This is a genomic window from Streptomyces sp. NPDC050806, assembly GCF_055586425.1.
In genome coordinates this window covers 627,294-649,013 of record NZ_JBVJIF010000003.1, presented here as the reverse complement: position 1 = coordinate 649,013, position 21,720 = coordinate 627,294, and the positions used below count along the sequence as shown (strand labels likewise).

The following is a 21,720-nucleotide window of genomic DNA, read 5'->3' as shown; positions in this document are numbered from 1 at the left end:
GCCGTACGCCCCCCAGGGGAGTGCGGCGCCGGGCGCGCTTGGGACCACTGAACCGACACCGGGGAGGAAGCGAAGAACATGGGCGTCACACTCGCCAAGGGGGGCAACGTCTCCCTCTCGAAGGCCGCACCCGATCTCACGCAGGTCATGGTCGGCCTCGGCTGGGACGCGCGCTCCACGACGGGCGCGCCGTTCGACCTGGACGCCAGCGCCCTGCTGTGCAGCAGCGGCCGGGTGCTCGGGGACGAGTACTTCGTCTTCTACAACAACCTCAAGAGCCCGGAGGGTTCCGTCGAGCACACGGGCGACAACCTCACCGGTGAGGGCGACGGCGACGACGAATCGATTCTCGTGGATCTCAGCACGGTCCCGGCGCAGGTCGACAAGATCGTCTTTCCGGTCTCGATCCACGACGCCGATGCCCGCAGTCAGAGCTTCGGGCAGGTCAGCAACGCCTTCATCCGCGTGGTGAACCAGGCCGACGGCAGCGAACTGGCCCGCTACGACCTCAGCGAGGACGCCTCGACGGAGACCGCGATGATCTTCGGCGAGGTTTACCGGTACGGCGGTGAGTGGAAGTTCAGGGCCGTCGGACAGGGGTACGCGTCGGGCTTGCGGGGCATCGCTCTAGACTTCGGGGTCAACGTTTCGTAAAGCGCCGTCCACCCGTGCGCGGGGGACCCCACACAACGAGGGAATGGGTAGGAAGTGCTCCTGAAAACCTTTGGCTGGTCATTCGCCGTAACGGCGGCGGGCCTGGCGTTGGCCGGTGTCCTCTGGGGGTGGCAGGGGCTCGCGGTCGTCGGGATCCTCTCGATCCTGGAGATCTCGCTCTCGTTCGACAACGCGGTCATCAACGCCGGCATCCTGCGGAAGATGAATGCCTTCTGGCAGAAGATCTTCCTGACCATCGGCATCCTGATCGCCGTCTTCGGCATGCGCCTCGTCTTCCCGGTCGTCATCGTGGCCATCACGGCCAAGCTCGGTCCCATCGAGGCCGTCGACCTGGCGATCAACGACAAGGCGCAGTACGAACACCTCGTCACCGCCGCCCACCCGGCCATCGCGGCCTTCGGCGGCATGTTCCTGCTCATGATCTTCCTCGACTTCATCTTCGAGGAGCGCGAGTACAAGTGGCTGGCCTGGCTGGAGAAGCCGCTGGCCAAGCTGGGCAAGCTCGACACGCTGTCGATCATCATCGCGCTGGTCGTCCTGCTCGTCTCGGCCATGACCGTGGCCACCGACGTGGCGCACGGCGGTGGTGACAAGAGCGCCACCGTCCTGCTCTCCGGTGTCGCGGGTCTGCTCACGTACCTCCTCGTCGGCGGCATCTCCGGCTACTTCGAGGACAAGCTGGAGGAGGCCGACGAGGACGCGGAAGCCGAGGAGGAGCGCGCGCCGGCGAAGAAGAACGGCAACGGCTCGGCCGTCGGCCTGGCGGGCAAGGCCGCGTTCTTCATGTTCCTCTACCTGGAGGTCATCGACGCGTCCTTCTCCTTCGACGGGGTCATCGGCGCGTTCGCCATCACCAACGACATCTTCGAGATGGCGCTGGGTCTGGGCATCGGCGCCATGTACATCCGGTCGCTGACCGTCTTCCTCGTCCGCAGGGGCACCCTGGACGACTACGTGTACCTGGAGCACGGCGCGCACTACGCGATCGGCGCCCTGGCCGTGATCCTGCTCGCCACCATCAAGTTCGAGATCAACGAGGTCATCACGGGCGGGATCGGCGTAGCCCTGATCGCGCTGTCCTTCTGGTCCTCGGTGCGCAAGAATCGCCAAGAGGGCAAGCCGGGCGCGGGATCGGCGTCAAAATCCGAGGTCAGCTCGGGAGTGTGACACGCGACCGCGTGTGACCGGCGTCCGAATGAGGAACGCTTCTCTGCGGGGCGGCCACGAGAGCCGGGACCGGGGGCATCGCCTCCGGCCCCACTGGCTCCTCGGGGCCGCCCCGCGGCAGTTGGCGGTGAGTGACCCGTAAGCGAGGGGTGGGGCGAAGTGTCGTTCTTGGGGAACTGGCGACGCGGCGGTACGCCGCAGTTCGACAACGGCGGAGCGTCGTACGTCGTCAAACTGACCAAACGCGACCCCGTGGTCTCCCTGACCAAACAGGGCGCGGCCAGCGGCAATCTCCGGGTCAACCTCTCCTGGCAGATGCGCACCACCGACTTCGCGGAGTTCGGCGGCCGCAAGAAGAGTCTCTGGCGGCACCCGGGCCAGATCTTCAAGCCCGAGGTGGTGCAGGCGCAGGGCCCCGCGGTCGTCAAGATCGACCTCGACCTGGCGTGCATGTACGAGCTCAAGGACGGCACCAAGGGCGTCGTGCAGCCGCTGGGGAACTTCCTCGGCGACCTCAACGCCCCGCCGTACATCCAGCTCAGCGGCGACGACCGGTTCGGCTCGGGGTCCGGCGAGACGCTCTACATCAACCTCGACCACCAGGACGAGTTCAAGCGCCTGCTGATCTTCGTCTACATCTACGACGGCACCCCCGCCTTCGACCGCACCCATGCCATCCTCACGCTCTACCCGAGCAGCGGGCCGCGCGTGGAGATCGGCCTCGACGAGCGGGCGCCACAGGCCCGCTCCTGCGCGGTCTTCATGCTGGAGAACGTCAAGGGCGAGCTGACCGTGCGCCGCGAGGTGCGGTACGTCTACGGCTTCCAGGCCGAGCTGGACCGGCTGTACGGCTGGGGCCTGCAGTGGGGCCGCGGGTACAAGAGCAAGGTGTGAGGGACGGGCGCCCGCGGTGCGTGCGCCCGTCCCCGGGAACGGCTCAGCGGCGCTTGCTCAGCGGCGCTGGAACTGCGGTCCCTGCGGCGGCAGCACCAGCGGCGCGCTCTCCGGCACCGGCCCGGTGGGCTGCGGGCCGGGCGCGGGCGGCGGGTAGCCGTAGCCGTCGGCCGCGGTCTGCGGCTGCGGATAGCCGTACGCGGGCCGGGCCCCGCCCTGCACCGGGCCCGGGTAGCCGTACGCGGGACCCGGGGGCGCCTCGGGCGGCGGTCCCGGATAGCCGTACGCGGGCGGGCCGGGCGGGCCGGGCGGCATCGGAGGCGGCGGGGGCACGTTCTCCGGATAGCCGTAGCCGCCCGCCGGAGCGCCGGTGGACTGCGGCGGCGCGAAGGCCGCCGCGGCGGCCCCGGTGGGCCCGGCGGTCCCGGCGGCCGGTTCGGGGAACGGCACCGGCTCCGGCACGGCCTGTGTGACGTCCTCGGAGCCGGCGGAGGGCGGCCCGGGCACCGCGCGGGTCGCGTCCTCCGACCCCGGCGCGGCCGTCGCCCCCTCGCGCGGCCGTACGGCCCCGTCCCCGGCGTCCTCGCCGTCGTCCACCGAGATGCCGAACTCCGTCGCCAGCCCGATCAGTCCGCTGTCGTAGCCCTGGCCCAGCGCCCGGAACTTCCAGGCGTCCGCGCGCCGGTACAGCTCGCCGCAGATCAGCGCGGTCTCCTCGCCGGTCTCCGGCTCCACCTCGAACACCGCCAGTGGCCCGCCGTCTCCCCGTGCCGCGTCGTAGAGCTCCAGCCGCAGGTCCGTCACCCGCCCGAAGGGGGCGCCGTCCGAGGACGCGCCCAGCACCACCCGGTCCACCGACGGGTCCAGCGCGGCGAGGTCCGCCTCGATGGTGTCGGTCAGCGCGTCGGCCAGCTGCTTCTTGGGGAGGTGACGCACCAGGCCGCTGGGGTGCCGGGGCTGGTTGTAGAACACGAAGTCCGCGTCCGCGCGCACGCGCCCCTCGGGGCCCAGCAACAGCGCCGAGGCGTCCACATCGGGCACTCCCGTGCCCGGTGTCCAGCGGAGGACGGCCCGTACGGCAGTGGCGTCGAGGGGTACGTTCGACCCCTTCTGCATGGCGTGCGTCATGGCGTCATCCTGCCTGCTGAGCGGGGTGACGGACAACGCGGGGGCACGCCGGCGCGGGGAACGGCGGCGTCGCGCACCCGTTTGCCGGGCACATGACACGTGATTTTCACCCGCGCGGGAACTTTCCGCAGGGGCCCACACGTACGATTACCGGCCGGATCCGGACACCGGACACCGAGGAAAGAACCACAGGGGTGGCCGAATCCCGCCCGCACCCGGGGAGTTGTATGCGTCATTTCGGACACCTGCCACCCGACGTACGCGCCACGCTGTTCCACCAGGAACCGGCGGAGTTCACCGCCGACTCCCCGCAGCGGCTGCTCGCCGTCGCCCTCGGCGCCACCCTCTACTCGCCCGCGACCAGGCAGCGGCTGGCAGCCGACGTGATCAAGCAGGCGAAGCGCGGCGTGGTGTCGATGGTGCTGTGCCTGGAGGACTCCATCGGCGACGGCGACGTGGCGGCCGGCGAGGACAACCTCGTACGGCAGTTCGCCGAGCTGGCCGAAACCGGATCTTGTCACCCCGGCACCCCGCTGCCCCTGCTCTTCATCCGCGTCCGCACCCCCGACCAGATACCCGACCTGGTGCGGCGGCTCGGCCCTGCCGTCCGGCTGCTCACCGGATTCGTGCTGCCGAAGTTCACCGCGCTGCGCGGCGTCCCCTTCCTGGAGGCCCTCACCGCCGCCGAAGCGTCCTGCGGACGGCGGCTGTTCGCGATGCCGGTCCTGGAGTCCCCCGAGCTGCTCCACCTGGAGAGCCGGACGGAGACCCTGCAGGGCATCGCCCGCACCGTGGACGCCTACCGGGACCGCGTCCTCGCGCTGCGGCTCGGCGTCACGGACTTCTGCTCCGCCTACGGCCTGCGCCGCGCGCCGGACATGACCGCGTACGACGTACGGATCGTCGCCTCCGTCATCGCCGACGTCGTCAACGTCCTCGGCCGCGCCGACGGCACCGGCTTCACCGTCACCGGACCGGTCTGGGAGTACTTCCGGCTGCACGAGCGGATGTTCAAGCCCCAGCTGCGGCAGAGCCCCTTCCTCGGGCGCGCCGAGGAGCTGCGCACCTCCCTCATCGAGCACGCCATGGACGGCCTGCTCCGCGAGATCGAGCTGGACCGGGCCAACGGCCTCCAGGGCAAGACCTGCATCCACCCCTCGCACGTGGCCCCGGTGCACGCGCTGTCGGTGGTGAGCCACGAGGAGTTCAGCGACGCGGCCGACATCCTGCGCCCCGAGCGCGACGGCGGCGGCGTCCTGCGCTCCTCGTACACGAACAAGATGAACGAGGTGAAGCCGCACCGCGCCTGGGCGGAGCGCACGCTGCTGCGCGCCGAGGTCTTCGGGGTCGCGCGCGAGGGCGTCAGCTTCGTGGAACTGCTGGCGGCGGGGCTGTCCAGGACGGACGCATGACACAGAAGAAGGCGAAGGAGAACAACACGGTGGTGTGGACCGGCGAGTGGGTCGCGCGGCGGCTCGGGGTCGAACTGAACGGTGCGGCCGAGCTGCCCGGCCTGGTGGGGCTCGCGCTGCGGCGCAACCCCAAGCGGGCCCACCTGCTGGTGTCGCAGGTGCTCGGCAAGCACGTGCCGCAGCGCCCGTCGGTGGTGCACGACGCCGGGCACGGCCTGGGCCGCCGGGTACGGGCCCTGCTCGGTGACGAGGCGGCGGCCCGGGCGGTGGTCCTGGGCTACGCCGAGACCGCCACCGGCCTCGGGCACAGCGTCGCCGACGGCCTGGCGCTCGCCCCCTACGTGCACTCCACCCGGCGCCCCGTGCCCGGTGTCGCGCAGGCCGGCGGCTTCGAGGAGGAGCACAGCCACGCCACCTCGCACCTCCTGCTGCCCGAGGACACCGGCCTGCTCACCGGCGACGGCCCGCTGGTCCTGGTCGACGACGAGTTCTCCACCGGACGCACGGTCCTCAACACCATCGAGGCCCTGCACGCCCGCTTCCCCCGCCCGCGGTACGTGATCGTCGCGCTGACCGACATGCGGTCGGCGGCGGACCGCGCCCGTCTGGAGAAGTTCGCCGCCGACCTGGGGACGCGGGTCGACCTCGTCGCCCTGACGGCGGGCACGGTGGCGCTGCCGGACGGGGTACTGGAGCGCGGACAGGAGCTCGTGGCGCGTTACGAGCCGGCCGGCGCACCCGAACCGGCCGCCCCCGCACCGGCCGACCTCACCCGCGTCGAACTGGCCTGGCCCGCGGGACTCCCCGACGGCGGACGGCACGGCTTCACCCCTGCTCACCGCGCCCGCCTGGAGGCCGCACTGCCGGACATGGCGGCCCGGATCGCCGCGGCGCTGGGGGAGACCGGGCGCAGGACGGACGCCCGTGTTCTGGTCCTCGGCAACGAGGAGCTGATGTACGCGCCGCTGCGGCTGGCCGGCGCACTGGACGAGGTGCTGCCCGCCGAGGTCCGCTTCTCCACCACCACCCGCTCCCCGGTGCTCGCCGTGGACGACCCCGGCTACGCCATCCGCACCCGGCTCGCCTTCCCGGCCCACGACCGCCCGGTGGACGGCCCCGGCGAGCGCTACGCCTACAACGTCGCGCCCGGCGCCGACCCGGCCCGCCGCTTCGACGCCGTTCTCGTCCTCGTCGACTCGGCCGGTGACACCCCCGAACTCCACGCCCCCGGTGGTCTCTTGGCCGCCCTCGCCGCGCACACCGACCGCGTGCTGCTCGGCGTCGTCCCCTCGTACGTACCGCCGTCGCCCGCGGCGCCGGACGTGCCCCGTCCCCGTACGGAGGTCCGTACCGACATGCAGGCGCCCCTGCGCGGCCCCGCCTTCTCCTCCTACGCCCCCGACGACGTCGGCTGGCTGCTCCAGGACTTCTCCGACGTCACCCTCGAAGCACCGACCGAGGAGCGCGAGGAGGCCATCCAGCGCGGCGGCGCGCACTACGCCGAGTCGCTGCCCGTGGAGTACCAGCCCAGCGAGGAGTACCAGGCCCTCTTCCACGCGGCGCTGGAGACCTCGGCGGCCCGGATCGCCCGCGCCGTCGGCGCGGTCACCGAGACCGTCCTCGCCGAGCGGTCTCCCCGCCCGGTGCTGGTCTCCCTGGCCCGCGCCGGCACCCCCGTCGGCGTCCTGATGCGCCGCTGGGCCCGGCACGCGCACGGCCTGGACCTGCCGCACTACGCCATATCGATCGTGCGCGGCCGCGGCATCGACACCGCCGCGCTGCGCTGGCTCGCCGCCCACCACGACCCGGCCGACGTGGTCTTCGTCGACGGCTGGACCGGCAAGGGCGCGATCACCCGCGAACTGGCGCAGGCGCTCCGCGACTTCCCCGGCGGCGCCGGATTCGACCCGCGGATCGCGGTCCTCGCCGACCCCGGCGGCTGCGTGGACACCTACGGCACCCGCGACGACTTCCTGATCCCCTCCGCCTGCCTGAACTCCACCGTCTCCGGCCTGGTCTCCCGCACCGTCCTCCGCGCCGACCTGGTGGGCCCGGACGACTTCCACGGCGCGAAGTTCTACCGCGAGCTGGCGGACACGGACGTCTCCCAGCACTTCCTCGACACCGTCGCGGCCCGCTTCGACGAGGTCGCAGCGGACGCCCGCGCCGACGCCGCGGCGCTGCTCGCCGCCGACCGCGCGCCCACCTGGGCGGGCTGGGCCGCCGTGGAGCGGATCAGCGAGACGTACGGCATCCACGACGTGAACCTCGTCAAGCCCGGCGTCGGCGAGACCACCCGCGTGCTGCTGCGCCGCGTCCCCTGGAAGATCCTCGCGCGCCGGGGCGCGGGCGCGGACCTGGAACACATCCGGCTGCTGGCCGCGCAGCGCGGCGTGCCCGTGGAGGAGACCGACGACCTGCCGTACAGCTGCGTCGGGCTGATCCACCCGCGCTACACCCGCGGCGCGACCGGCGCCGACGGCCGGGCGGTGGCGGCCAAGTGAGCGGCTCTCCCGTGCTGGTCGCCAGCGACCTCGACCGCACCCTCATCTACTCGGCCGCGGCGCTCGGCCTGACCGGGCCCGACGCGCGGGCGCCCCGCCTGCTCTGCGTCGAGGTGTACGACCACAAGCCGCTGTCGTACCTCACCGAGACCGCCGCCGCGCTGCTCGCCACCCTGGCGGCCGCCCGCGGCGCCTGTTTCGTACCGGCCACCACCCGCACCCGCGAGCAGTACGGGCGCATCCATCTCCCGGGGCCCGCGCCCCGGTTCGCGGTGTGCGCGAACGGCGGCCACCTCCTGGTCGACGGCGAGTCCGACCCGGACTGGCAGCGCACGGTCGCGGCCCGGCTGGCCGCCGAGTGCGCCCCGCTCGACGAGGTCCGGGCACACCTGCTGCGCACCGCCGACGCGTCCTGGCTGCTGAAGGAGCGCACCGCCGAGGACCTCTTCGCGTACCTGGTCGTGGACCGGGAACGGCTGCCGGAGACCTGGGTGAAGGACCTCGCCGGCTGGGCCGAGGGGCGCGGCTGGACCGTCTCCCTCCAGGGCCGGAAGGTCTACGCCGTGCCGAAGCCGCTCACCAAGAGCGCGGCGGTCCGCGAGGCCGCCCGCCGCGCGGGAGCCGACCGCGTCGTCGCGGCCGGCGACTCCCTCCTGGACGCCGACCTGCTGCTCGCGGCCGACCGCGGCTGGCGCCCCGGCCACGGCGAACTGGCCGATGCGGGCTGGTCCGCGCCGCACGTCACCGCGCTGGAAGAGCGCGGCGCGGTGGCGGGGGAGGAGATCGTCAGGGCGTTCCTGGGCGAGGTGGCGGACGCCCGGGGCCGCTGAGAACGCAGCTGTGGCGGGCGGCTCAGCCGCAGCAGCCGCCCCCGCAGCAGCCGCCGCCCCCGCCACCGCCGCTCGGGGCCGGCGCCGCGGCGGTACCGCCCACCGCCACGGCCGACAGCAGCTTCACCGTGTCCGCGTGCCCCTCGGGGCAGGGCGCGGGCGCGGCGGACTCGGCCATCGGCCGGCTGACCTCGAAGGTCGACTCACAGGAGCGGCAGCGGTACTCGTATCGGGGCATGGCCCAAGAATACGGCGGCCCGCCGCGGCACAGGGCGGCCTCAGCGCACGACCGTGCTCCCGGCCAGCGCTGTCCGCACCGCTCAGGCCAGTCCCTCCGCGCCCTCCATGCCGCTCAGGCCAGCCCCTCCGCGCCCTCCGCGCACACCGTCAGGAAGTCCGCGGCGCGGCGGCGCAGCCCCGCCAGGTCGCCGCCGTCCGCCGCGTCCCCGGTCAGCGGCGAGCCGACGCCCACCGCCACCGCGCCCGCCGCCAGGTACGCGCGGGCCGCCGCCGCGTCCACCCCGCCCACCGGGACGAACGGCAGCTCGGGGAAGGGCGCCCGCAGCGCCTTCAGGTACGCGGGCCCGCCGAGGTAGGCGGGGAAGAGCTTCAGCGCCGTCGCGCCCGCTGCCTTCGCAGCGATCACCTCGCTCGGCGTCAGCACCCCGGCCACCACCGGCAGCTCACGGCGTACGCACTCGTCGACGCCCGCGCCCAGCCCCGGCGTGACCGCAAGATTCGCGCCGGCCTCGGCGGCCCGTACGACGTCCTCGGCGGTGGTGACGGTGCCCGCGCCCAGCCATGCGTCCGGCCCCAGCTCCTGCCGCGCCCGCCGGATGACGCCGAGCGCGTCCGCGCCGCTGAGCGAGACCTCCACCAGCCGCACCCCCTCCTCGGCCAGGGTCATGACCGTGCGGAAGGACGCCTCGGGGTCCTTGCCGCGGATGATGGCGATGAGTCGCCCGGCCCGGAGCGCTGTGCTGAAGTCCATGATTCTCCCGGTGGGTGCGGCGTGCGGCCTTGCTGCCGACCGTTCTCGAACACCGGCCCGGAGCGGTCACCGGCCCGCCGTGGGCCCCGGAGGGTGCGCCCCGTCGTCCCGCCGCGCGCGCCCGACCTTCTGCCGGAGCCCCGCCTCCCGGCTGTACCGCCGGGCCGTCCGGCCGCGGTGCTCACGGTTCAGCAGCTCCCGCTGCGCCGCCTCCCGCTCGGCCTTCCGCAGCAGGGCCGCCTGCTGGGGCGTCGGGCGGGCGGCGAGCGGCACCGCCTCCGGGTGCCGGGCGCGCCAGTACGGGTTGTTGTGCGGCAGGCCGCCGCTGACCCGGCCGTACATGCCGAAGACCAGCAGCAGCAGTCCGACGGCGAAGCTGAAGAGGACGTTCTGGAGTCGGAAGGCGAGATAGTTGAAGCCGGTCTCCAGGATCGCCAGGTTGACGAAGCCGCTCAGCAGGAAGGCGACGCCGAGCACGGCGTTCAGGGTGGAAGCGAAGTTCCCGCCGATCACCGTCCCGGCGAAGAGCAGCAGGCCGATGAGGACGGACAGCACGCTCAGCGCGCCGTTGGTGTTCAGCCCCGCGACCGTGTCGCCCCCGGTGTCGAAGAACCCGATCCGGTCGATCAGGCCGAGGATGCCGAAGGCGACGAGCACCAGCCCCATCAGCCCGGCGCCGAACCGGTAGAACCTGCTCAGCCGGTGGTCGACGGGCAGATGCTCATCGAGCGTGATGCGCCGCCGGTGGCGCGGGAAAGGCCCGCGAAGGGCGTGGCCGACAGCCATGACCGGCCTCCTTTGCACAGACGTACGCGGCAGGACCGCCGGAAAGCCGTACGCCCTCCAGCTTCCGCCAGGGGGCGCGCGGGCGCCATCGCACGGGCGCCATCGCATGGGCCGGATGCCGGTCGTCGGAGCCGTCCCCGTAGACGGCCGCGGGATCAGCCGCTCGTGCCGCCCCGCTCCTCGCGGATCGCCTGGACCACGCCCGCGGCCGTCTCCCGTACCGCGTCCGTCTCCGTCAGGAAGTGCCACCAGTCCGGGTGCCGGCTGCCCTCCAGGCCGGCCTCGGCGCGCTCCAGCCGCGCCACCGCCTCGTCCAGCGGACGCGCGTGCCGCGGATCCGGCGTACTGCGGCCCGCCATCGCCAGCCGCTGCGCGTCCCGGATCGCGAACCGCGTCCGCTCGACCTCCTTGCGCCGGTCGAAGGAGACCTCGTCCAGCCGCCGCAGCCGGTCCCCGGCGGCCGTCACCGCCTCGTCGGTCGTATTCAGCAGGGCCCGTACGGTCGCCAGCAGGCTCGTCGCGTCCGCCCACCGCTGGTCGTCCCGCGCGCCCTGCGCCTCCCGCAGCTTGGCCTCCGCCCGGCGCACCGAGTCCGCCGCCTGGTCCGGCACCTGCTGCAGGTCCTGCCAGCAGGCCGCGCTGTACCGCCGACGCAGCTCGCTCAGCACCGGCTCCACGCCGCCGGCCCGCGTCGTGATCGCCTGCGCCCGCGTCCGCAGCGACACCAGCCGCTTGTCGATCTCCGCGGCCTTCTCCGGGAGCCGCTCCGCCTCCGTACGGATCGCCTCGGCCCGCCGCAGCACGTCGTCGGCCCGGTGGATCGTCTCCGGCACGCCGTGCTGCCCGGCCCCCTGGTTCAGCTTCGTCAGCTCCGGCGACAGCGCCGCCAGCCGCGCCGCCAGATCGTCGGCTCTCAGCCCGCGCGCTCTGACCGCGTCCAGCGCCTGCGTCGCGGCCAGTAGCGCCTGCCGCGCCCGCTCCACCGCCGGCGCCAGCCGCGCGAGCTGCGTCTCCGCGGTCCGCAGCAGCGGCCCGAGCCCCTCGGCGAACCGCTCCAGCTCCTTGCCGACCGCCGTCAGCTCGTCCTTCGCGCGCGTCAGATCGGCGCGCGCCCGCGAGGCGGCTCCGCCGTCGAGGTCATCGCGATCCAGATCGTGCGCGTCCACGGCGGCGATGTACGTCCGGCTGACCTCGTCGATCCGCCGCCCCAGGCCCGCGTACCCCTCGGCGGCCCGCCGGGCCCCGGCGGAATCGTCCACCGCCGTGATCGTCTCGATCGAGATCCGCAGGTCCCGCTGCGCGGTGTCCAGCTCGTAGAACGCGGCCGCCGCGGCGTCCTTCGCCGCCTGCGCCTCGGCCCGCTGGCTCTCTCCGCGCCCGAACCAGCGTCGTGTACCGCCCCCGGCGAACGCCATCATCCCCCCACCGGCCACCGCCACGGCCAGTACCGGCACCGGCAGCAGCACCAGCGCCACCACGTCCCGCACCGCCGCGGCCGCCCGGGCACTCCGGCCCACCCGGAAGCCCCCACCGGCCTGACGACGTGCTCGCTGCGCGTACGGCCGCGTGTATGTCGCCGTCACAACCCTCTCCCGATCGCGTCGCCCCAGGCCCGAAGCCATTCTCCCACCCTGTACGGACGAACACACCGGCCGGTCGGTTCACCATCCGGACGCATCCCGTAAGGCATTTGCGAACCATCCCCGCAGGCAAGGTAGTCTGTCGGTTCATCCGGGCGCATAGCTCAGCGGTAGAGCGCTGCTCTTACAAAGCAGATGTCACAGGTTCAAATCCTGTTGTGCCCACCAGCGAAAACGCCCCCGCAGTGATCTTCTGCGGGGGCGTTGACGGTAGATTTTGACGGCAGTGGGTCAATTCGACCGGCGGCGCCGCTTCAAGAGCCGGTCCATATGCCCCATCGCTTCGCGTCGGCTGTCGTCCGACACATGGGTGTAAATGTTCATCGTCACGGCGATCTGGGAGTGCCCCAGGATCTCCATCACGGTGCGCGGCGCGACGCCGGCCGCGAAGAGCAGCGTGGCGCATCCGTGCCGAGTGTCGTGCAGCCGGATGCGCGGAAGGCCAGCCCCCTCCGTGATCCGCTCGAAAGAGCGGCTGATGTTCCGCGGCTCGATCGGGCGACCCGTCCGGGTCGTGAAGACGTAGTCGCTCTCCTCCCACTTTTTCCCGGCGGCGAGACGCTGCGCGCCTTGCCGCAGACGTTGCCAGCGGAGCGGAGCGACACACATCAGGGGAACAGGGACCGTGCGCGCCCGTCGGTTCTTGGTGGTGTCCGCGTACAGCTCCTTCTGTACGCGCTGAAGCTGATTCCGCACCGTGAGGGTCCGGCGTTCCAGGTCGATGTCGGACCAGCGCAAGCCGAGGATTTCTCCGCGGCGCAGTCCGAGAGCCACCGCCAGGACGAACGCCGCGTAGAGCGAGTCCGACCGGGCAGCTTCGAGGAAGGCCGCGGTCTCGTCCAAGGTCCACGGCTTGAGCTCTCGCGGCTGTACACGAGGCGCGGGGACCAGCTGGGCTACGTTCCTGCTGATCAGCTCTTCGCGGCAGGCGGCAGATATGGCGCTGCGAAGGACCCGATGCGATTCCTTAGCCGTCGCTGCCGACGCCTGAGCGGTCACCGCCTTCAGCATGCGGCGGACGTCGGAGACGCCCAGGGATTCCAGCCGCTTCGAGCCAAGGAGCGGGACGAGGTAGCGCCGCACGTGCGTCTCGTACTTCGCGTACGTAGTCTTCTTGCGCTCGCCCTTGACGAACTCCTCCAGCCAGTACGGCAGCCATTCGGAGAGCTTGTCGGACCGGGTAGGTGTTGGGATGCCCTGACGGTCGCGCCGAACGAGTTCCTGGCGCTTCTCGTCACAGTCTTCCCAGGTGACGCCGTAGATGGTCTTGCGCTTGCGGGTGCCGTCGGGCTGCGGGACGTAGACGCGTCCTTCCCAGCGGCCATCTTTGCGCTGCCAGATGCTGCCGGCGCCGTTGGGGTTCCTCTTTCGGGCTGCCATCAGGCGGCGTTCTCCTCGATTCGTTCCTGCATGTAGTGGCGTACGGCATCGACCGGGATGCGGCGGGCACGGCCGGACGTGTAGCTCGGGAGCTGCTTGGACCGGATCAGGTCGTAGACCTTGCTGCGGCTGAGCCTCAGAGCGGTCATGACTTCCGGGACGGTGAGAGCTTGGGGGTCGCTTGTGACGACGGTCAGCACGATGAGACCTCCGGGAGAGGGCGGGGCCTGCGAGTGGAGTGGGACCGGGGCCCAGGGCCCGCGTCTGTCCGAGGTGCGGATTTCTGCGTCATTGCGTCATCAGCGTCATTCGGGCTTCTGACCTGCTGCTTTGCGTGGCGCAGTGGTTCGGCGTGCGTCATGGGTGCGTCATGGGCTGCGTCACCGCATGACGCAGATGACGCAGAATGACGCAGAGGCGGCCGTCTGCGTCATGGCCTTCGTCGCAGGTCAGGTGCTGTTTTTTCGCCTGCATGACGCAGATGACGCAGCGTTTTCCCTCTTAGGACAAAAGAGGGAGCGTCTGTTGTAGAGCGGCGGTCTCTCAAAGCGAGAAGAAGGAGCCGCTGCGCGGCGCGACCTTCGGGCGGCGTTCCGCCGAACAGCAAGAGGAGCACGCCTCGCCCGGGTGGTGCTCTTCTTGCTTGTTCGAGCCCATGGGGCCGCGGGGCGCGGTCAGAACATCGGCTTGTGCTCGTGCGGAGTCGGGGCCTCTGTGCGGGTCATTTCGAGGTAGCGGCCTTCGCTGGTGCGGCCGGAGTCGATGAGGACACCGCGGGCGGCCAGGGTCGGCTGGAGTCGTTTGAGCCGGTCGGAGAGGACCTTGCCCGTGGTCGGCCACCCTCTGGGCAGGGGACGGAAGTCCTCGCCGCTGTAGAGCCCGCTGAGGAGGTGCAGCCACTCGGTGGAGGTCATCCGCCGTTGGGTGCCTGGTGTGAGGCTCTCGGCGTGCTTGAGGACGGTCTGCGCGAGCAGGTCGCCTTCGATCACGTCGTCGTTGAGGTCGTCCAGGCTGGCCCGGTAGGCGTCCAGCGTCCGGAGGCCGGTTGCCGCGTCCAGCTGCGCGCACAGGTGCGCGAAGTCGGCCATGCGCAGGTCGGTCGGGGTCTCCGCGTCGGCCGCGCGGACCTTGACCGTGAGGTCCAGGAGTGAGCCGAGCACGATGGGCAGAATTTCTGCGTACTCCGCCCACAGCTCGGCCTCGGTGCGCCGGACCTTGGGCCGCTCCAGACGCAGCGGCAGGAGCCGTTCCGCCAGGTCGCCCCGGATGAGTCCCACGTCGATGCCGGTCAGCAGCAGGGGGCGGCGGTAGCCGACGCGGAAGACGTCCCCGTCCGTGAAGAGGGCGCGCTTGACGTTCTCGGCGCCGGTGACGACGCAGCACACGGCGTCGGACAGGTCCGGCGTCAGGTGGGACAGGTTGTCCAGGGCGGTGACCCACCCGGCGGCCACGGCCGCGATCAGGTTCTCCTCGTCCTTCGGGGCGCGGCGCAGGTCGCCGCTCATGCCCTCGATGATCCGCACGAGCATGCGCCCCGCGGTGGACTTGCCCGCGCCCTGCGGGCCGGTGAGGAACGGGGCGGGGACGGGCACGGACGGTCCCAGGCAGCCGATGAGCCAGGCGATGGCCAGGCATTCGGTCTCGGCGCTGGCGAAGTTGCACAGGCTGAGCAGCAGGTCGATGCCCTTGCCGTCGGTGTCCTTGGCCGGCAGAGGCAGTTCGCCGGTGAGCTGGGTGCGGCGCCAGCACACCTCGCGCGGGTCGGGGACGCGGATGTCCCAGCCGGTGGGGTGGATACGGACCGACTGCCCGTCGTCGCGGCCCAGGTCCAGCCAGGTCGCCCCGTCGAAGCCGGGGGCGACGCGGATGTGCACGGGCTGGATGTCCTCGCTGAGCGCGAGTGCTTCGATCAAGTCCAGCGCCTCCTTGAGGGCGGTGCCGTTGAACACGCCGACGCCGTCCTTGTACAGGCCGACCATGAGTTCTTGGCGGTGGCTGCCGGTGGTGCCTTGGGAGCGGATGGGGCGGGCGACGGGGTGGCCGTTCTTCTGCGCGTAGACGGTCCCGTCGGCGGTGCGGAAGTACCGGAAGTGGGCCTGCGCGTAGTCGGCGATGATCTCGCGGGCCGGGGTCTTGTCGTCCTCGGACATGTCACAGTCCCAACGTGGTGCGGGCGTTGGTCCACGCGTCGGTGCAGTGGCGGGCCTTCTCGCCCTTGGCCTGCGCGGCGGTGAACAGCCGCTCGACATGGGCTTCGGTCAGGCAGCCGCACCGGCCGTGGGCGGACAGCACGGCAAGGAAGGTGCGGTAGACGGTGGTGTGGATCGCTTCGCGGGCTTCGGTGATGCGCTGCTCGGCCATGGCGATGCCCCGCTCCAGGTAGACGGGCGTGCGGTGGCGGCACTCCCCACCCCCGGCCGGCACGCCGACGGGCTGCGGCGCGGGCCGGGCGGGGGAGGGTTCCTTCACGATCAGCGCGCGTACCTGGTCCGGCAGCGCCGTCATGGCGCCGGTGCCGGTGCCGAGCCAGCGGGCGTAGGACATGGACGACTTGATGTCCACGCCCGGCCGGACACCGTTGGAGGACTGCATCGTCCCGCGGTAAATCCAGTGCTCCCCACGGGTCGTCGGCACCGAGCGGGTTAGCGGCAGGGTCTGCCGTGCCCAGGTGACGGCAGCCGGGTTGTCGAGGTCGACGACGGTCAGCCCGGTGCCGGCCGGGTGGTAGGCGACGGCCGCGGCCTGCCGCCACGCCGCAGCCCAGGCGGGCGAGGTGAGTACGCGCGGGTCGGTGGTGGCGGCGGCCCAGGCGTGGCAGGGAGCCGGGCACTGGCAGGGCCCGGCGGCCAGCATGTTCGGCCGGTCGCCACAGGCGCTGCCGGCGCAGGCGCGGCAGTTGCCGAACGGGAGCTTGCCCGCCCGTAGCGGCAGCACCGGTACCCCGGCCTGCGCCAGTTCCAGGGCGGTGTGCAGGTGCTGGCTCATGCCGCCGCCTCCAAGCCGTGGGTGAGGAACTGCTGGCCGACCCACTGGCTGTAGGCCGGGGGGACGGCCTTGCGGGCCTCCAGGTTGGTCATCCAGGTGCAGCCCATGGCGTCGGCGTAGGCGCGCTCGCCCTTGTGCTCGAAGGAGAGCAGGCCCTTGCGATGCCAGCAGGGCGGCACCAGTTCGCCCCCGCCGCCCCAGGAAGTCTCAAAGACCCGGTGGCGGCGGATGGGGAGGCCGAACTGGGTGCCGCACAGCAGGTAGTCCGGCCGCAGCAGCCCCGCCCAGGCAGTCTCGGGGACGTTCTCCAGGACGTACGGGCGGCCGGTGGCCTGCATGGCTTCCCGGCCCGGGGCGAGCAGGTCGGGGTGGTCCTCGCGGCGGCCGCGCCAGCGGGTGACACGGGCGTAGTGCTCGCAGGGCCAGGAGCCGTGGATGAGATCGTACTCGCGGCCGTGGGCGCGGACGAAGTCCAGCGCGTCGGCCTGGTGGAAGGTGAAGGGGAAGTTGGGCTGGGGGCGGATGTCGACGCCGGTGACGTCGAACCCGGCCCGATGGTAGCCGACGGCCAGGCCGCCGGCGCCGCAACACAGGTCCAGTAAGCGCGGCCGGGGCCCGTCGAAGGCTCGCCGGATGTCAGTGGGTTGGGTCATGCTGGAGATCTCCAGTTCTGTGAGTGGGCTGGATGGCGGGGTGGCCGCGGCTTTGGTGAGCGAGGCGGCCACCCCGCCGCTGCATGTGGCGAAGGGGGAGAGATGACAACGGCGTGGCTGGTGCTGGCGGTCGGGAACGAGCGGCAGCACGGGGGCAACGACGGCTACGACGACGACCCGGCCCGGCACTACAGCTGGGACAGCACCGTCCCGAACCACGCACGGCTGGCCGTGGGGGACGTGATCGCCCTGTGGGACAAGAAGGAGCTGATCGGCCTCTCGGTCATCGAGCGCATCGACACCGACCGGGTGAAGAAGAAGCTGTACTTCTGCCCCGAGTGCGGGAAGGCGGACTTCAAGCGACGCAAGCGCCTGCAGCCGGTCTGCCGCTGCAACAAGTGCGACGCGCTCTTCGACGACCCGGACCACAAGATCGAGCCGGTGACGACCTACACGTCACACCACGGCTCGGCCTGGATGGACGGGCGGGGCCTGCTGCCCGGCTCGGTGTTGCGGGGCCTGTGCGATTCGCCGAAGTCCCAGCTCAGCATGCGCCCGGCCCGCTGGGAGAAGCTCCGCGACGCCCTGCTGGAGACCGGACGAGTGGGCTCCTTGGAAGTGATGGAGGGGGCCCGGGCGGTGCTTCCCGGCGGCCACCGGGAGGCCAAGGTTCGAGTGCGGGTGGGTCAGGACGCCTTCCGCAAACGCCTGCTGCAGGAGCAGGGCGAGCAGTGCGCCGTCACCGGTCCCGCCCCCATGGTCGTCCTGGAGGCGGCCCACCTGTACAGCTACGCCGACAGCGGCGAACACCACGACTACGGTGGGCTGCTGCTGCGCCGCGACATCCACCGGCTCTTCGACCAGGGCCACATCGCCGTGGACCCGGAAACCGGCCTGGTCGATGTCGACCAGGCCACCCGCACCTACCCCCTCTACAACCAGCTGCACGGGCAGCCGCTGACCCTCACCCTGCGGCCTGAGCATCGGGTCTGGCTCACCGCGCATTGGCAGGCCCACCGAGCCGAGGGGTAAGCCGCGCTGCTCCCTGGTGGTCAGCGGTGGTTGTCGATGTGGACGGTGCCGTTGGCGCGGGCGAGGAAGCCGCTGGAGTGGACGTGCTGGGTGATCTGCGGGCGTTCCAGTCGGGCGCGGAAGGCGCCGATGAGCTTGCGCAGTACGGAGGCGGCGGCCATGGCGCAGGTGGCGCCGCCGATGACGACGGCGGCCAGGGCGTAGAGGGCCTCTTCGAGGTAGGGGCCCCAGGCGGCGGTCTGGCCGATGCCCCACCCGGCGAGACCGATGGCGCCGCCGGTGCTCAGCGCGAGGGCGCTGTAGCGCCACACCCACACCGGGACCGCCGGGACGGCGGGCGGCCCCGGCCGCGCCCAGTCCGGGGCCTGCGGGCCGGCGACGACTGGCCCGGGGTGCTCTTCTTGCTCGCGCTCGCGGATGTGCTGCCACAGGGCCGCCATGTAGGCCGAGTCGTCCACCGTCTGCTCCGGCACGGGGCCCGTCTCGGCGGGCGGGACCGCTGGGGTGGGCTGGTTGGAGGCGCTGAGCAGCCGGGTGGTGGTGTCGTCATCCAGCAGGCGGCAGATGTCGGTGTGGTCGAGCAGGTCGGAGATCTCGGTGTAGCTGTAGGGCGTCAGCGTCATGACGGGTCCTATCCGAAGGAGTGGCCGACCGCAGAGAGGCCGGAGGCGACGGCGGAGAAGAGGCCGTTGATGGCGGGGGCGGCGCCGCTGGCGGCGAGGAAGTAGCCCAGGCACGCCGCGGTCAGCGCGCCGCCGACCGGCAGGTACCGAGAGCGCAGCATCACCGCGGTGAGGAACAGGGCGAGGACGAGTCCGCTGATGGAGAGAACCACGGGCGTCACTTTCTGTAGAGCGACAGACGGGCTTGGCGTGGGACTCCCACGCCGGAAAAGAGAAGGGCCCCGGGAGGCCGCCAGAGGGCCTCTGAGGGGCTTTGAGGGGACATTTTTTGTGGGAGTCCCACACCCACACATGCAGGTCAGCGCCCACTACAGGCGTGTGGGAGTCCCACAGGCTGTGGTGGGGTCTGTGGTGGGTGGCGTGTGGGAGTCCCACACGCCACCCACCACTTACGCAGCGTGATGGTTGGCGTAGGCCCGGAGGGCGGCGGCCAGGGTCTCCTCCTGGTAGCCGGGCTTGGATTCGTTGTCGGCTCCGGCGCGGACGGTGCCCTTGCCGGGCCGCTCGATCCCCACCGCACGAAGCAGCTTGCCCAGCTCGGTGCCGAGCACGAGCGGGTCCATGTCCAGCCGGGCGGCGAGGTCGGCGGTGTGCATCCGTCCGCCAGCGGCCACAACATGCTGGTGGGCGTCGGCCAGCAGCCGCGGGACCGGGTTCGGACGCTCGGTGAGGTTGCCGGCCTGCTCCAGGACGCGACCGAACTCCGCCCGGATCACCTCCGGCCCCTCTGCGGCTTCCGGCGCCGGAGCTCCCTCGGTGGCGGTAACGGCTGGAGCCCTCAGCAGCGAGGCCAGCGCGTCCGAGCCGAACCGCGCCGGCCGCTCTGCCGGGGCAGCCCCGGTGCTGGTGCCGGATGACTGCGGAGTGCTGGAGGAGGTGGGGCGCCCCTTGTCGGTGACGGGGATGCCCTTGGCCTCGTCCAGCGGGGGCCGCAGGATCTCCAGCTCGGTGTACGGCAGCGTGGCCGCGGAGAGCTTCTTGTCCTTGTACAGCCGCGGCAGGATCCGCCCCCAGCGCGACGCGTAGTACCGCCCCGGCGCTGTATCCAGCGAGATCGCGTCCACCGCTGGCCGCCGGTCGGCGAGCTTGGGGGCGATGGTGTTGATGACCTTGGGCTTGATGCGGAAGCACTTGAACGGCGTCGGCTCGGAGTCCACATCGTCCTCATCCGGCGCGGAGAGGAAACCGGAGCCCTTGTGGGCGGCGGCCTTGGGGTTCAGCCTCGTGCCGCCGGTGGGGAAGAGGTGGTTCAGCTCCTCCGGGTCCGAGACCCGCATGCCGATCCGCACCCGGGACTGCTTCTTCATCGCGGCGGTGATGACGTCCTGCGTCGCACGCAGGCCGGAGATCACCGTACGGACCCGGGCGGCGCGGCCGGTGTCGACCACCGTGTCCAGCTTGTTCAGCAGCTCGTAGGGCAGTTCGGCGATCTCGTCGACCACGATGATGACGGCCGGTACCTGCGGGCTGACGGGGATCTTGTCGTCGTCCGCGTCGTGCATCAGGTCCTGGTAGGCGGCCTTGCGGGTGTTGATCGCCGCAATGGCCACATCCAGCATGATGTGCGCCTCTTCAATGGTGTCGGCGGTCCAGTCGATCAGCGGCCGATCCACCGTGCCGTCCACAGCCCAGGAGCGCAGCCAGGGCAGGCTGATGCCCGCGCCGGTGACGTCCAGGTGCCAGACCACGGCGTCGACGGTGCGCAGGAGCTGGTAGTTGGTGACGTTGATGGTGTTGGACTTGCCCGAGCCGGTCTGCCCGATCTCCAGCGCACACACATCCGCCAGCGGGAAGTCGGCGGGCTCGGCATCGGGCAATAGCCCGAGCTGGACGCGCTGGTAGATGCTGGTCTCGGTGACGTCCTCAGGGACATCGATGGTCTCGGCTAGGACGTCCTTGGCGGTGACGCGGATGAGGATCTGACCGTAGACCTCGCCATCGAGGATCTGGATGCTGCCGCCCTTGGGCAGCTTCAAATCCACCGCCAACTTGCGGATCGCATCCGCCGGCAGCTCCGGGGCCTCGGAGGGCATCAGGACGCGGACGGTGTAGCCGACGTCCCCGGCCCAGGGCTTGACACCCTCGATCTCATGGCCGTCGAGGCGGAAGAGGCGGTGCAGGCGCTCGTGCCAGTCCTTGGCCTGCCCGTTGGCCCACTTCTGCAGACGCCGGGAGGCGCGTTCGGTGCGGGCGGTCTCCTCGGCGCGGACCAGGCCGCGGGCGAGCGTCATGCCGGCGGCGGTGCCGGCCGCCCACCAGCCGGTGGCTGCCCAGGTCAGCACCGTGTGCTCGGCCAGGGCGATGGCGGTCCAGCCGCCGGTGGCCAGCCACCCGGCGCAGCGGGCGGCGATGTGGCCGGTGGGGCGGCGCTGGTAGAGGTCGGCTCCGGCCTGGGCTGCGGCCCCGGCCGCGCCGACCAGGAGGGCATAAGAGGCGGGCAGGCCGGTCGCGGCGCCGACCGCGGCGGTGCTGTAGGCGCCGCCTGCGACCAGGGCTGCAGCGGTGGCGGGAGTGGTGCCCCAGGACCAGTCCAGGGCAGGGGCGTTGCTGGAAGCCATGCGGAAAACTCCTTCGGCAGGGATGCCGGAGACAAGCGGAGGGGGAATGCGGCGGGCTCCCTCCGGCCGCATGTTCGTGCGGCCGGAGAGAGCCCATTTGGCTGTCGCCGGGGCGATACTGCGGTATGACAACTGGGCCAGCGGCAGATCGGCCAGACGAGATGCCGACGAGCGGAAGTGGCCCCCGCGGGGGGGCGAGACGGCCCTTGGCCGACGCGAACGCCTGCTGACGGAGCGAAAGCAGGCCGCAGACGAACGCCAACGGCGCATCGATGACTTGGAGCGCTCCCTGATTCACCGGGCCTTGCACAACCGCCCTGGCGGGCCGCAAAGCGAAGGAGCACTGGCGCGATCACGCGTCTTGCTCGAAGCCAGCGCCATGCTGCTCGAAGCAAGCCGGGA

The 21,720-nt window shown here is 71.8% G+C and carries 20 protein-coding genes and 1 tRNA gene; 8 read left to right on the top strand and 13 right to left on the bottom strand.

Annotation, left to right across the window (positions count from 1 at the left end; genetic code table 11):
• The first annotated feature begins 78 nt into the window (after window positions 1-78).
• The 3 genes from ACZ6WH_RS12190 to ACZ6WH_RS12180 all read left to right on the top strand — a co-directional run bounded on the left by ACZ6WH_RS12190 (window position 79) and on the right by ACZ6WH_RS12180 (window position 2,736).
• A complete protein-coding gene (locus tag ACZ6WH_RS12190; RefSeq protein WP_469727842.1) occupies window positions 79-654 on the top strand; it encodes a TerD family protein in 576 nt (191 codons plus the stop codon).
• A gap of 54 nt (window positions 655-708) precedes the next feature.
• Window positions 709-1,842 (top strand): DUF475 domain-containing protein, encoded by a 1,134-nt coding sequence (locus tag ACZ6WH_RS12185; RefSeq protein WP_469727841.1) that lies wholly within the window; start codon window positions 709-711, stop codon window positions 1,840-1,842.
• A 159-nt stretch (window positions 1,843-2,001) separates the two neighbouring features.
• Window positions 2,002-2,736 (top strand): TerD family protein, encoded by a 735-nt coding sequence (locus ACZ6WH_RS12180; RefSeq protein ID WP_432853774.1) that lies wholly within the window; start codon window positions 2,002-2,004, stop codon window positions 2,734-2,736.
• A gap of 57 nt (window positions 2,737-2,793) precedes the next feature.
• On the opposite strand, the gene ACZ6WH_RS12175 is transcribed toward ACZ6WH_RS12180, so the two are convergent.
• Window positions 2,794-3,864 (bottom strand): TerD family protein, encoded by a 1,071-nt coding sequence (locus ACZ6WH_RS12175; protein ID WP_469727840.1) that lies wholly within the window; start codon window positions 3,862-3,864, stop codon window positions 2,794-2,796.
• Between the two features lie 227 nt (window positions 3,865-4,091).
• On the opposite strand from ACZ6WH_RS12175, the gene ACZ6WH_RS12170 reads away from it, so the two are divergent.
• Genes ACZ6WH_RS12170 through ACZ6WH_RS12160 form a run of 3 tightly spaced genes read left to right on the top strand, consistent with a single transcriptional unit; the run spans window position 4,092 to window position 8,610 of the window.
• The gene (locus tag ACZ6WH_RS12170; protein ID WP_469727839.1) at window positions 4,092-5,276 is read left to right on the top strand and encodes an HpcH/HpaI aldolase/citrate lyase family protein; all 1,185 of its coding nucleotides are present in this window, start codon (window positions 4,092-4,094) and stop codon (window positions 5,274-5,276) included.
• Window positions 5,273-7,780 (top strand): phosphoribosyltransferase, encoded by a 2,508-nt coding sequence (locus ACZ6WH_RS12165; protein WP_469727838.1) that lies wholly within the window; start codon window positions 5,273-5,275, stop codon window positions 7,778-7,780. The genes ACZ6WH_RS12170 and ACZ6WH_RS12165 overlap by 4 nt, the downstream gene beginning before the upstream one ends.
• Window positions 7,777-8,610, top strand: coding sequence for an HAD family hydrolase (locus ACZ6WH_RS12160; protein ID WP_469727836.1), 834 nt, complete (start codon window positions 7,777-7,779; stop codon window positions 8,608-8,610). Before ACZ6WH_RS12165 ends, ACZ6WH_RS12160 begins: the two co-directional genes overlap by 4 nt.
• Before the next feature lie 22 nt (window positions 8,611-8,632).
• Here the strand turns inward: ACZ6WH_RS12160 and ACZ6WH_RS12155 are convergent, their stop codons facing one another.
• From ACZ6WH_RS12155 to ACZ6WH_RS12140, 4 genes are all read right to left on the bottom strand, one after another.
• Window positions 8,633-8,848, bottom strand: a complete 216-nt coding sequence (locus tag ACZ6WH_RS12155) for an FmdB family zinc ribbon protein (protein WP_432853759.1) — start codon at window positions 8,846-8,848, stop codon at window positions 8,633-8,635.
• 114 nt (window positions 8,849-8,962) lie between these two features.
• On the bottom strand, window positions 8,963-9,601 hold the full coding sequence (locus ACZ6WH_RS12150) for a bifunctional 4-hydroxy-2-oxoglutarate aldolase/2-dehydro-3-deoxy-phosphogluconate aldolase (RefSeq protein WP_469727835.1): 639 nt from the start codon (window positions 9,599-9,601) through the stop codon (window positions 8,963-8,965).
• A gap of 66 nt (window positions 9,602-9,667) precedes the next feature.
• On the bottom strand, window positions 9,668-10,387 hold the full coding sequence (locus ACZ6WH_RS12145) for a DUF4383 domain-containing protein (protein WP_469727833.1): 720 nt from the start codon (window positions 10,385-10,387) through the stop codon (window positions 9,668-9,670).
• Between the two features lie 155 nt (window positions 10,388-10,542).
• The gene (locus ACZ6WH_RS12140; RefSeq protein ID WP_469727832.1) at window positions 10,543-11,970 is read right to left on the bottom strand and encodes a hypothetical protein; all 1,428 of its coding nucleotides are present in this window, start codon (window positions 11,968-11,970) and stop codon (window positions 10,543-10,545) included.
• A 150-nt stretch (window positions 11,971-12,120) separates the two neighbouring features.
• Here ACZ6WH_RS12140 and ACZ6WH_RS12135 point away from each other — a divergent pair.
• Window positions 12,121-12,195 (top strand) — tRNA-Val (locus tag ACZ6WH_RS12135).
• A gap of 63 nt (window positions 12,196-12,258) precedes the next feature.
• On the opposite strand, the gene ACZ6WH_RS12130 is transcribed toward ACZ6WH_RS12135, so the two are convergent.
• The 5 genes from ACZ6WH_RS12130 to ACZ6WH_RS12110 form a co-directional block, all read right to left on the bottom strand.
• Entirely contained in the window at window positions 12,259-13,407 is a 1,149-nt protein-coding gene (locus ACZ6WH_RS12130) for a tyrosine-type recombinase/integrase (RefSeq protein ID WP_469727830.1), read from the bottom strand.
• On the bottom strand, window positions 13,407-13,607 hold the full coding sequence (locus tag ACZ6WH_RS12125; protein ID WP_469727828.1) for a helix-turn-helix domain-containing protein: 201 nt from the start codon (window positions 13,605-13,607) through the stop codon (window positions 13,407-13,409). The genes ACZ6WH_RS12130 and ACZ6WH_RS12125 overlap by 1 nt, the downstream gene beginning before the upstream one ends.
• Window positions 13,608-14,081: 474 nt before the next feature.
• A complete protein-coding gene (locus ACZ6WH_RS12120) occupies window positions 14,082-15,557 on the bottom strand; it encodes an ATP-binding protein (protein ID WP_469727826.1) in 1,476 nt (491 codons plus the stop codon).
• Window position 15,558: 1 nt separating this feature from the next.
• Window positions 15,559-16,392 (bottom strand): bifunctional DNA primase/polymerase, encoded by an 834-nt coding sequence (locus ACZ6WH_RS12115; protein WP_469727825.1) that lies wholly within the window; start codon window positions 16,390-16,392, stop codon window positions 15,559-15,561.
• Window positions 16,389-17,045 (bottom strand): methyltransferase domain-containing protein, encoded by a 657-nt coding sequence (locus ACZ6WH_RS12110; protein ID WP_469727823.1) that lies wholly within the window; start codon window positions 17,043-17,045, stop codon window positions 16,389-16,391. The genes ACZ6WH_RS12115 and ACZ6WH_RS12110 overlap by 4 nt, the downstream gene beginning before the upstream one ends.
• Before the next feature lie 102 nt (window positions 17,046-17,147).
• Here ACZ6WH_RS12110 and ACZ6WH_RS12105 point away from each other — a divergent pair, with 102 nt between their 5' ends.
• Window positions 17,148-18,077 carry an HNH endonuclease gene (locus tag ACZ6WH_RS12105; RefSeq protein ID WP_469727821.1) on the top strand — a complete coding sequence of 310 codons (930 nt, stop codon included), beginning with the start codon at window positions 17,148-17,150 and terminating at the stop codon, window positions 18,075-18,077.
• Between the two features lie 20 nt (window positions 18,078-18,097).
• Here ACZ6WH_RS12105 and ACZ6WH_RS12100 read toward each other — a convergent pair whose 3' ends face one another.
• The 3 genes from ACZ6WH_RS12100 to ACZ6WH_RS12090 form a co-directional block, all read right to left on the bottom strand.
• On the bottom strand, window positions 18,098-18,700 hold the full coding sequence (locus tag ACZ6WH_RS12100) for a hypothetical protein (protein WP_469727819.1): 603 nt from the start codon (window positions 18,698-18,700) through the stop codon (window positions 18,098-18,100).
• Between the two features lie 8 nt (window positions 18,701-18,708).
• On the bottom strand, window positions 18,709-18,912 hold the full coding sequence (locus ACZ6WH_RS12095; protein ID WP_469727817.1) for a hypothetical protein: 204 nt from the start codon (window positions 18,910-18,912) through the stop codon (window positions 18,709-18,711).
• A gap of 237 nt (window positions 18,913-19,149) precedes the next feature.
• Complete coding sequence (locus tag ACZ6WH_RS12090) at window positions 19,150-21,318, bottom strand: hypothetical protein (RefSeq protein WP_469727815.1); 2,169 nt, start codon at window positions 21,316-21,318, stop codon at window positions 19,150-19,152.
• Window positions 21,319-21,720: the final 402 nt, after the last annotated feature.

What these genes read in the sequence shown, in the direction of transcription:
- ACZ6WH_RS12145 (WP_469727833.1), bottom strand. Translation starts at nt 10,387, where the DNA reads ATGGCTGTCGGCCACGCCCTTCGCGGGCCTTTCCCGCGCCACCGGCGG.
- ACZ6WH_RS12130 (WP_469727830.1), bottom strand. Translation starts at nt 13,407, where the DNA reads ATGGCAGCCCGAAAGAGGAACCCCAACGGCGCCGGCAGCATCTGGCAG.
- ACZ6WH_RS12155 (WP_432853759.1), bottom strand. Translation starts at nt 8,848, where the DNA reads ATGCCCCGATACGAGTACCGCTGCCGCTCCTGTGAGTCGACCTTCGAG.
- ACZ6WH_RS12100 (WP_469727819.1), bottom strand. Translation starts at nt 18,700, where the DNA reads ATGACGCTGACGCCCTACAGCTACACCGAGATCTCCGACCTGCTCGAC.
- ACZ6WH_RS12090 (WP_469727815.1), bottom strand. Translation starts at nt 21,318, where the DNA reads ATGGCTTCCAGCAACGCCCCTGCCCTGGACTGGTCCTGGGGCACCACT.
- ACZ6WH_RS12165 (WP_469727838.1), top strand. Translation starts at nt 5,273, where the DNA reads ATGACACAGAAGAAGGCGAAGGAGAACAACACGGTGGTGTGGACCGGC.
- ACZ6WH_RS12120 (WP_469727826.1), bottom strand. Translation starts at nt 15,557, where the DNA reads ATGTCCGAGGACGACAAGACCCCGGCCCGCGAGATCATCGCCGACTAC.
- ACZ6WH_RS12105 (WP_469727821.1), top strand. Translation starts at nt 17,148, where the DNA reads ATGACAACGGCGTGGCTGGTGCTGGCGGTCGGGAACGAGCGGCAGCAC.
- ACZ6WH_RS12190 (WP_469727842.1), top strand. Translation starts at nt 79, where the DNA reads ATGGGCGTCACACTCGCCAAGGGGGGCAACGTCTCCCTCTCGAAGGCC.
- ACZ6WH_RS12150 (WP_469727835.1), bottom strand. Translation starts at nt 9,601, where the DNA reads ATGGACTTCAGCACAGCGCTCCGGGCCGGGCGACTCATCGCCATCATC.
- ACZ6WH_RS12115 (WP_469727825.1), bottom strand. Translation starts at nt 16,392, where the DNA reads ATGAGCCAGCACCTGCACACCGCCCTGGAACTGGCGCAGGCCGGGGTA.
- ACZ6WH_RS12175 (WP_469727840.1), bottom strand. Translation starts at nt 3,864, where the DNA reads ATGACGCACGCCATGCAGAAGGGGTCGAACGTACCCCTCGACGCCACT.
- ACZ6WH_RS12110 (WP_469727823.1), bottom strand. Translation starts at nt 17,045, where the DNA reads ATGACCCAACCCACTGACATCCGGCGAGCCTTCGACGGGCCCCGGCCG.
- ACZ6WH_RS12170 (WP_469727839.1), top strand. Translation starts at nt 4,092, where the DNA reads ATGCGTCATTTCGGACACCTGCCACCCGACGTACGCGCCACGCTGTTC.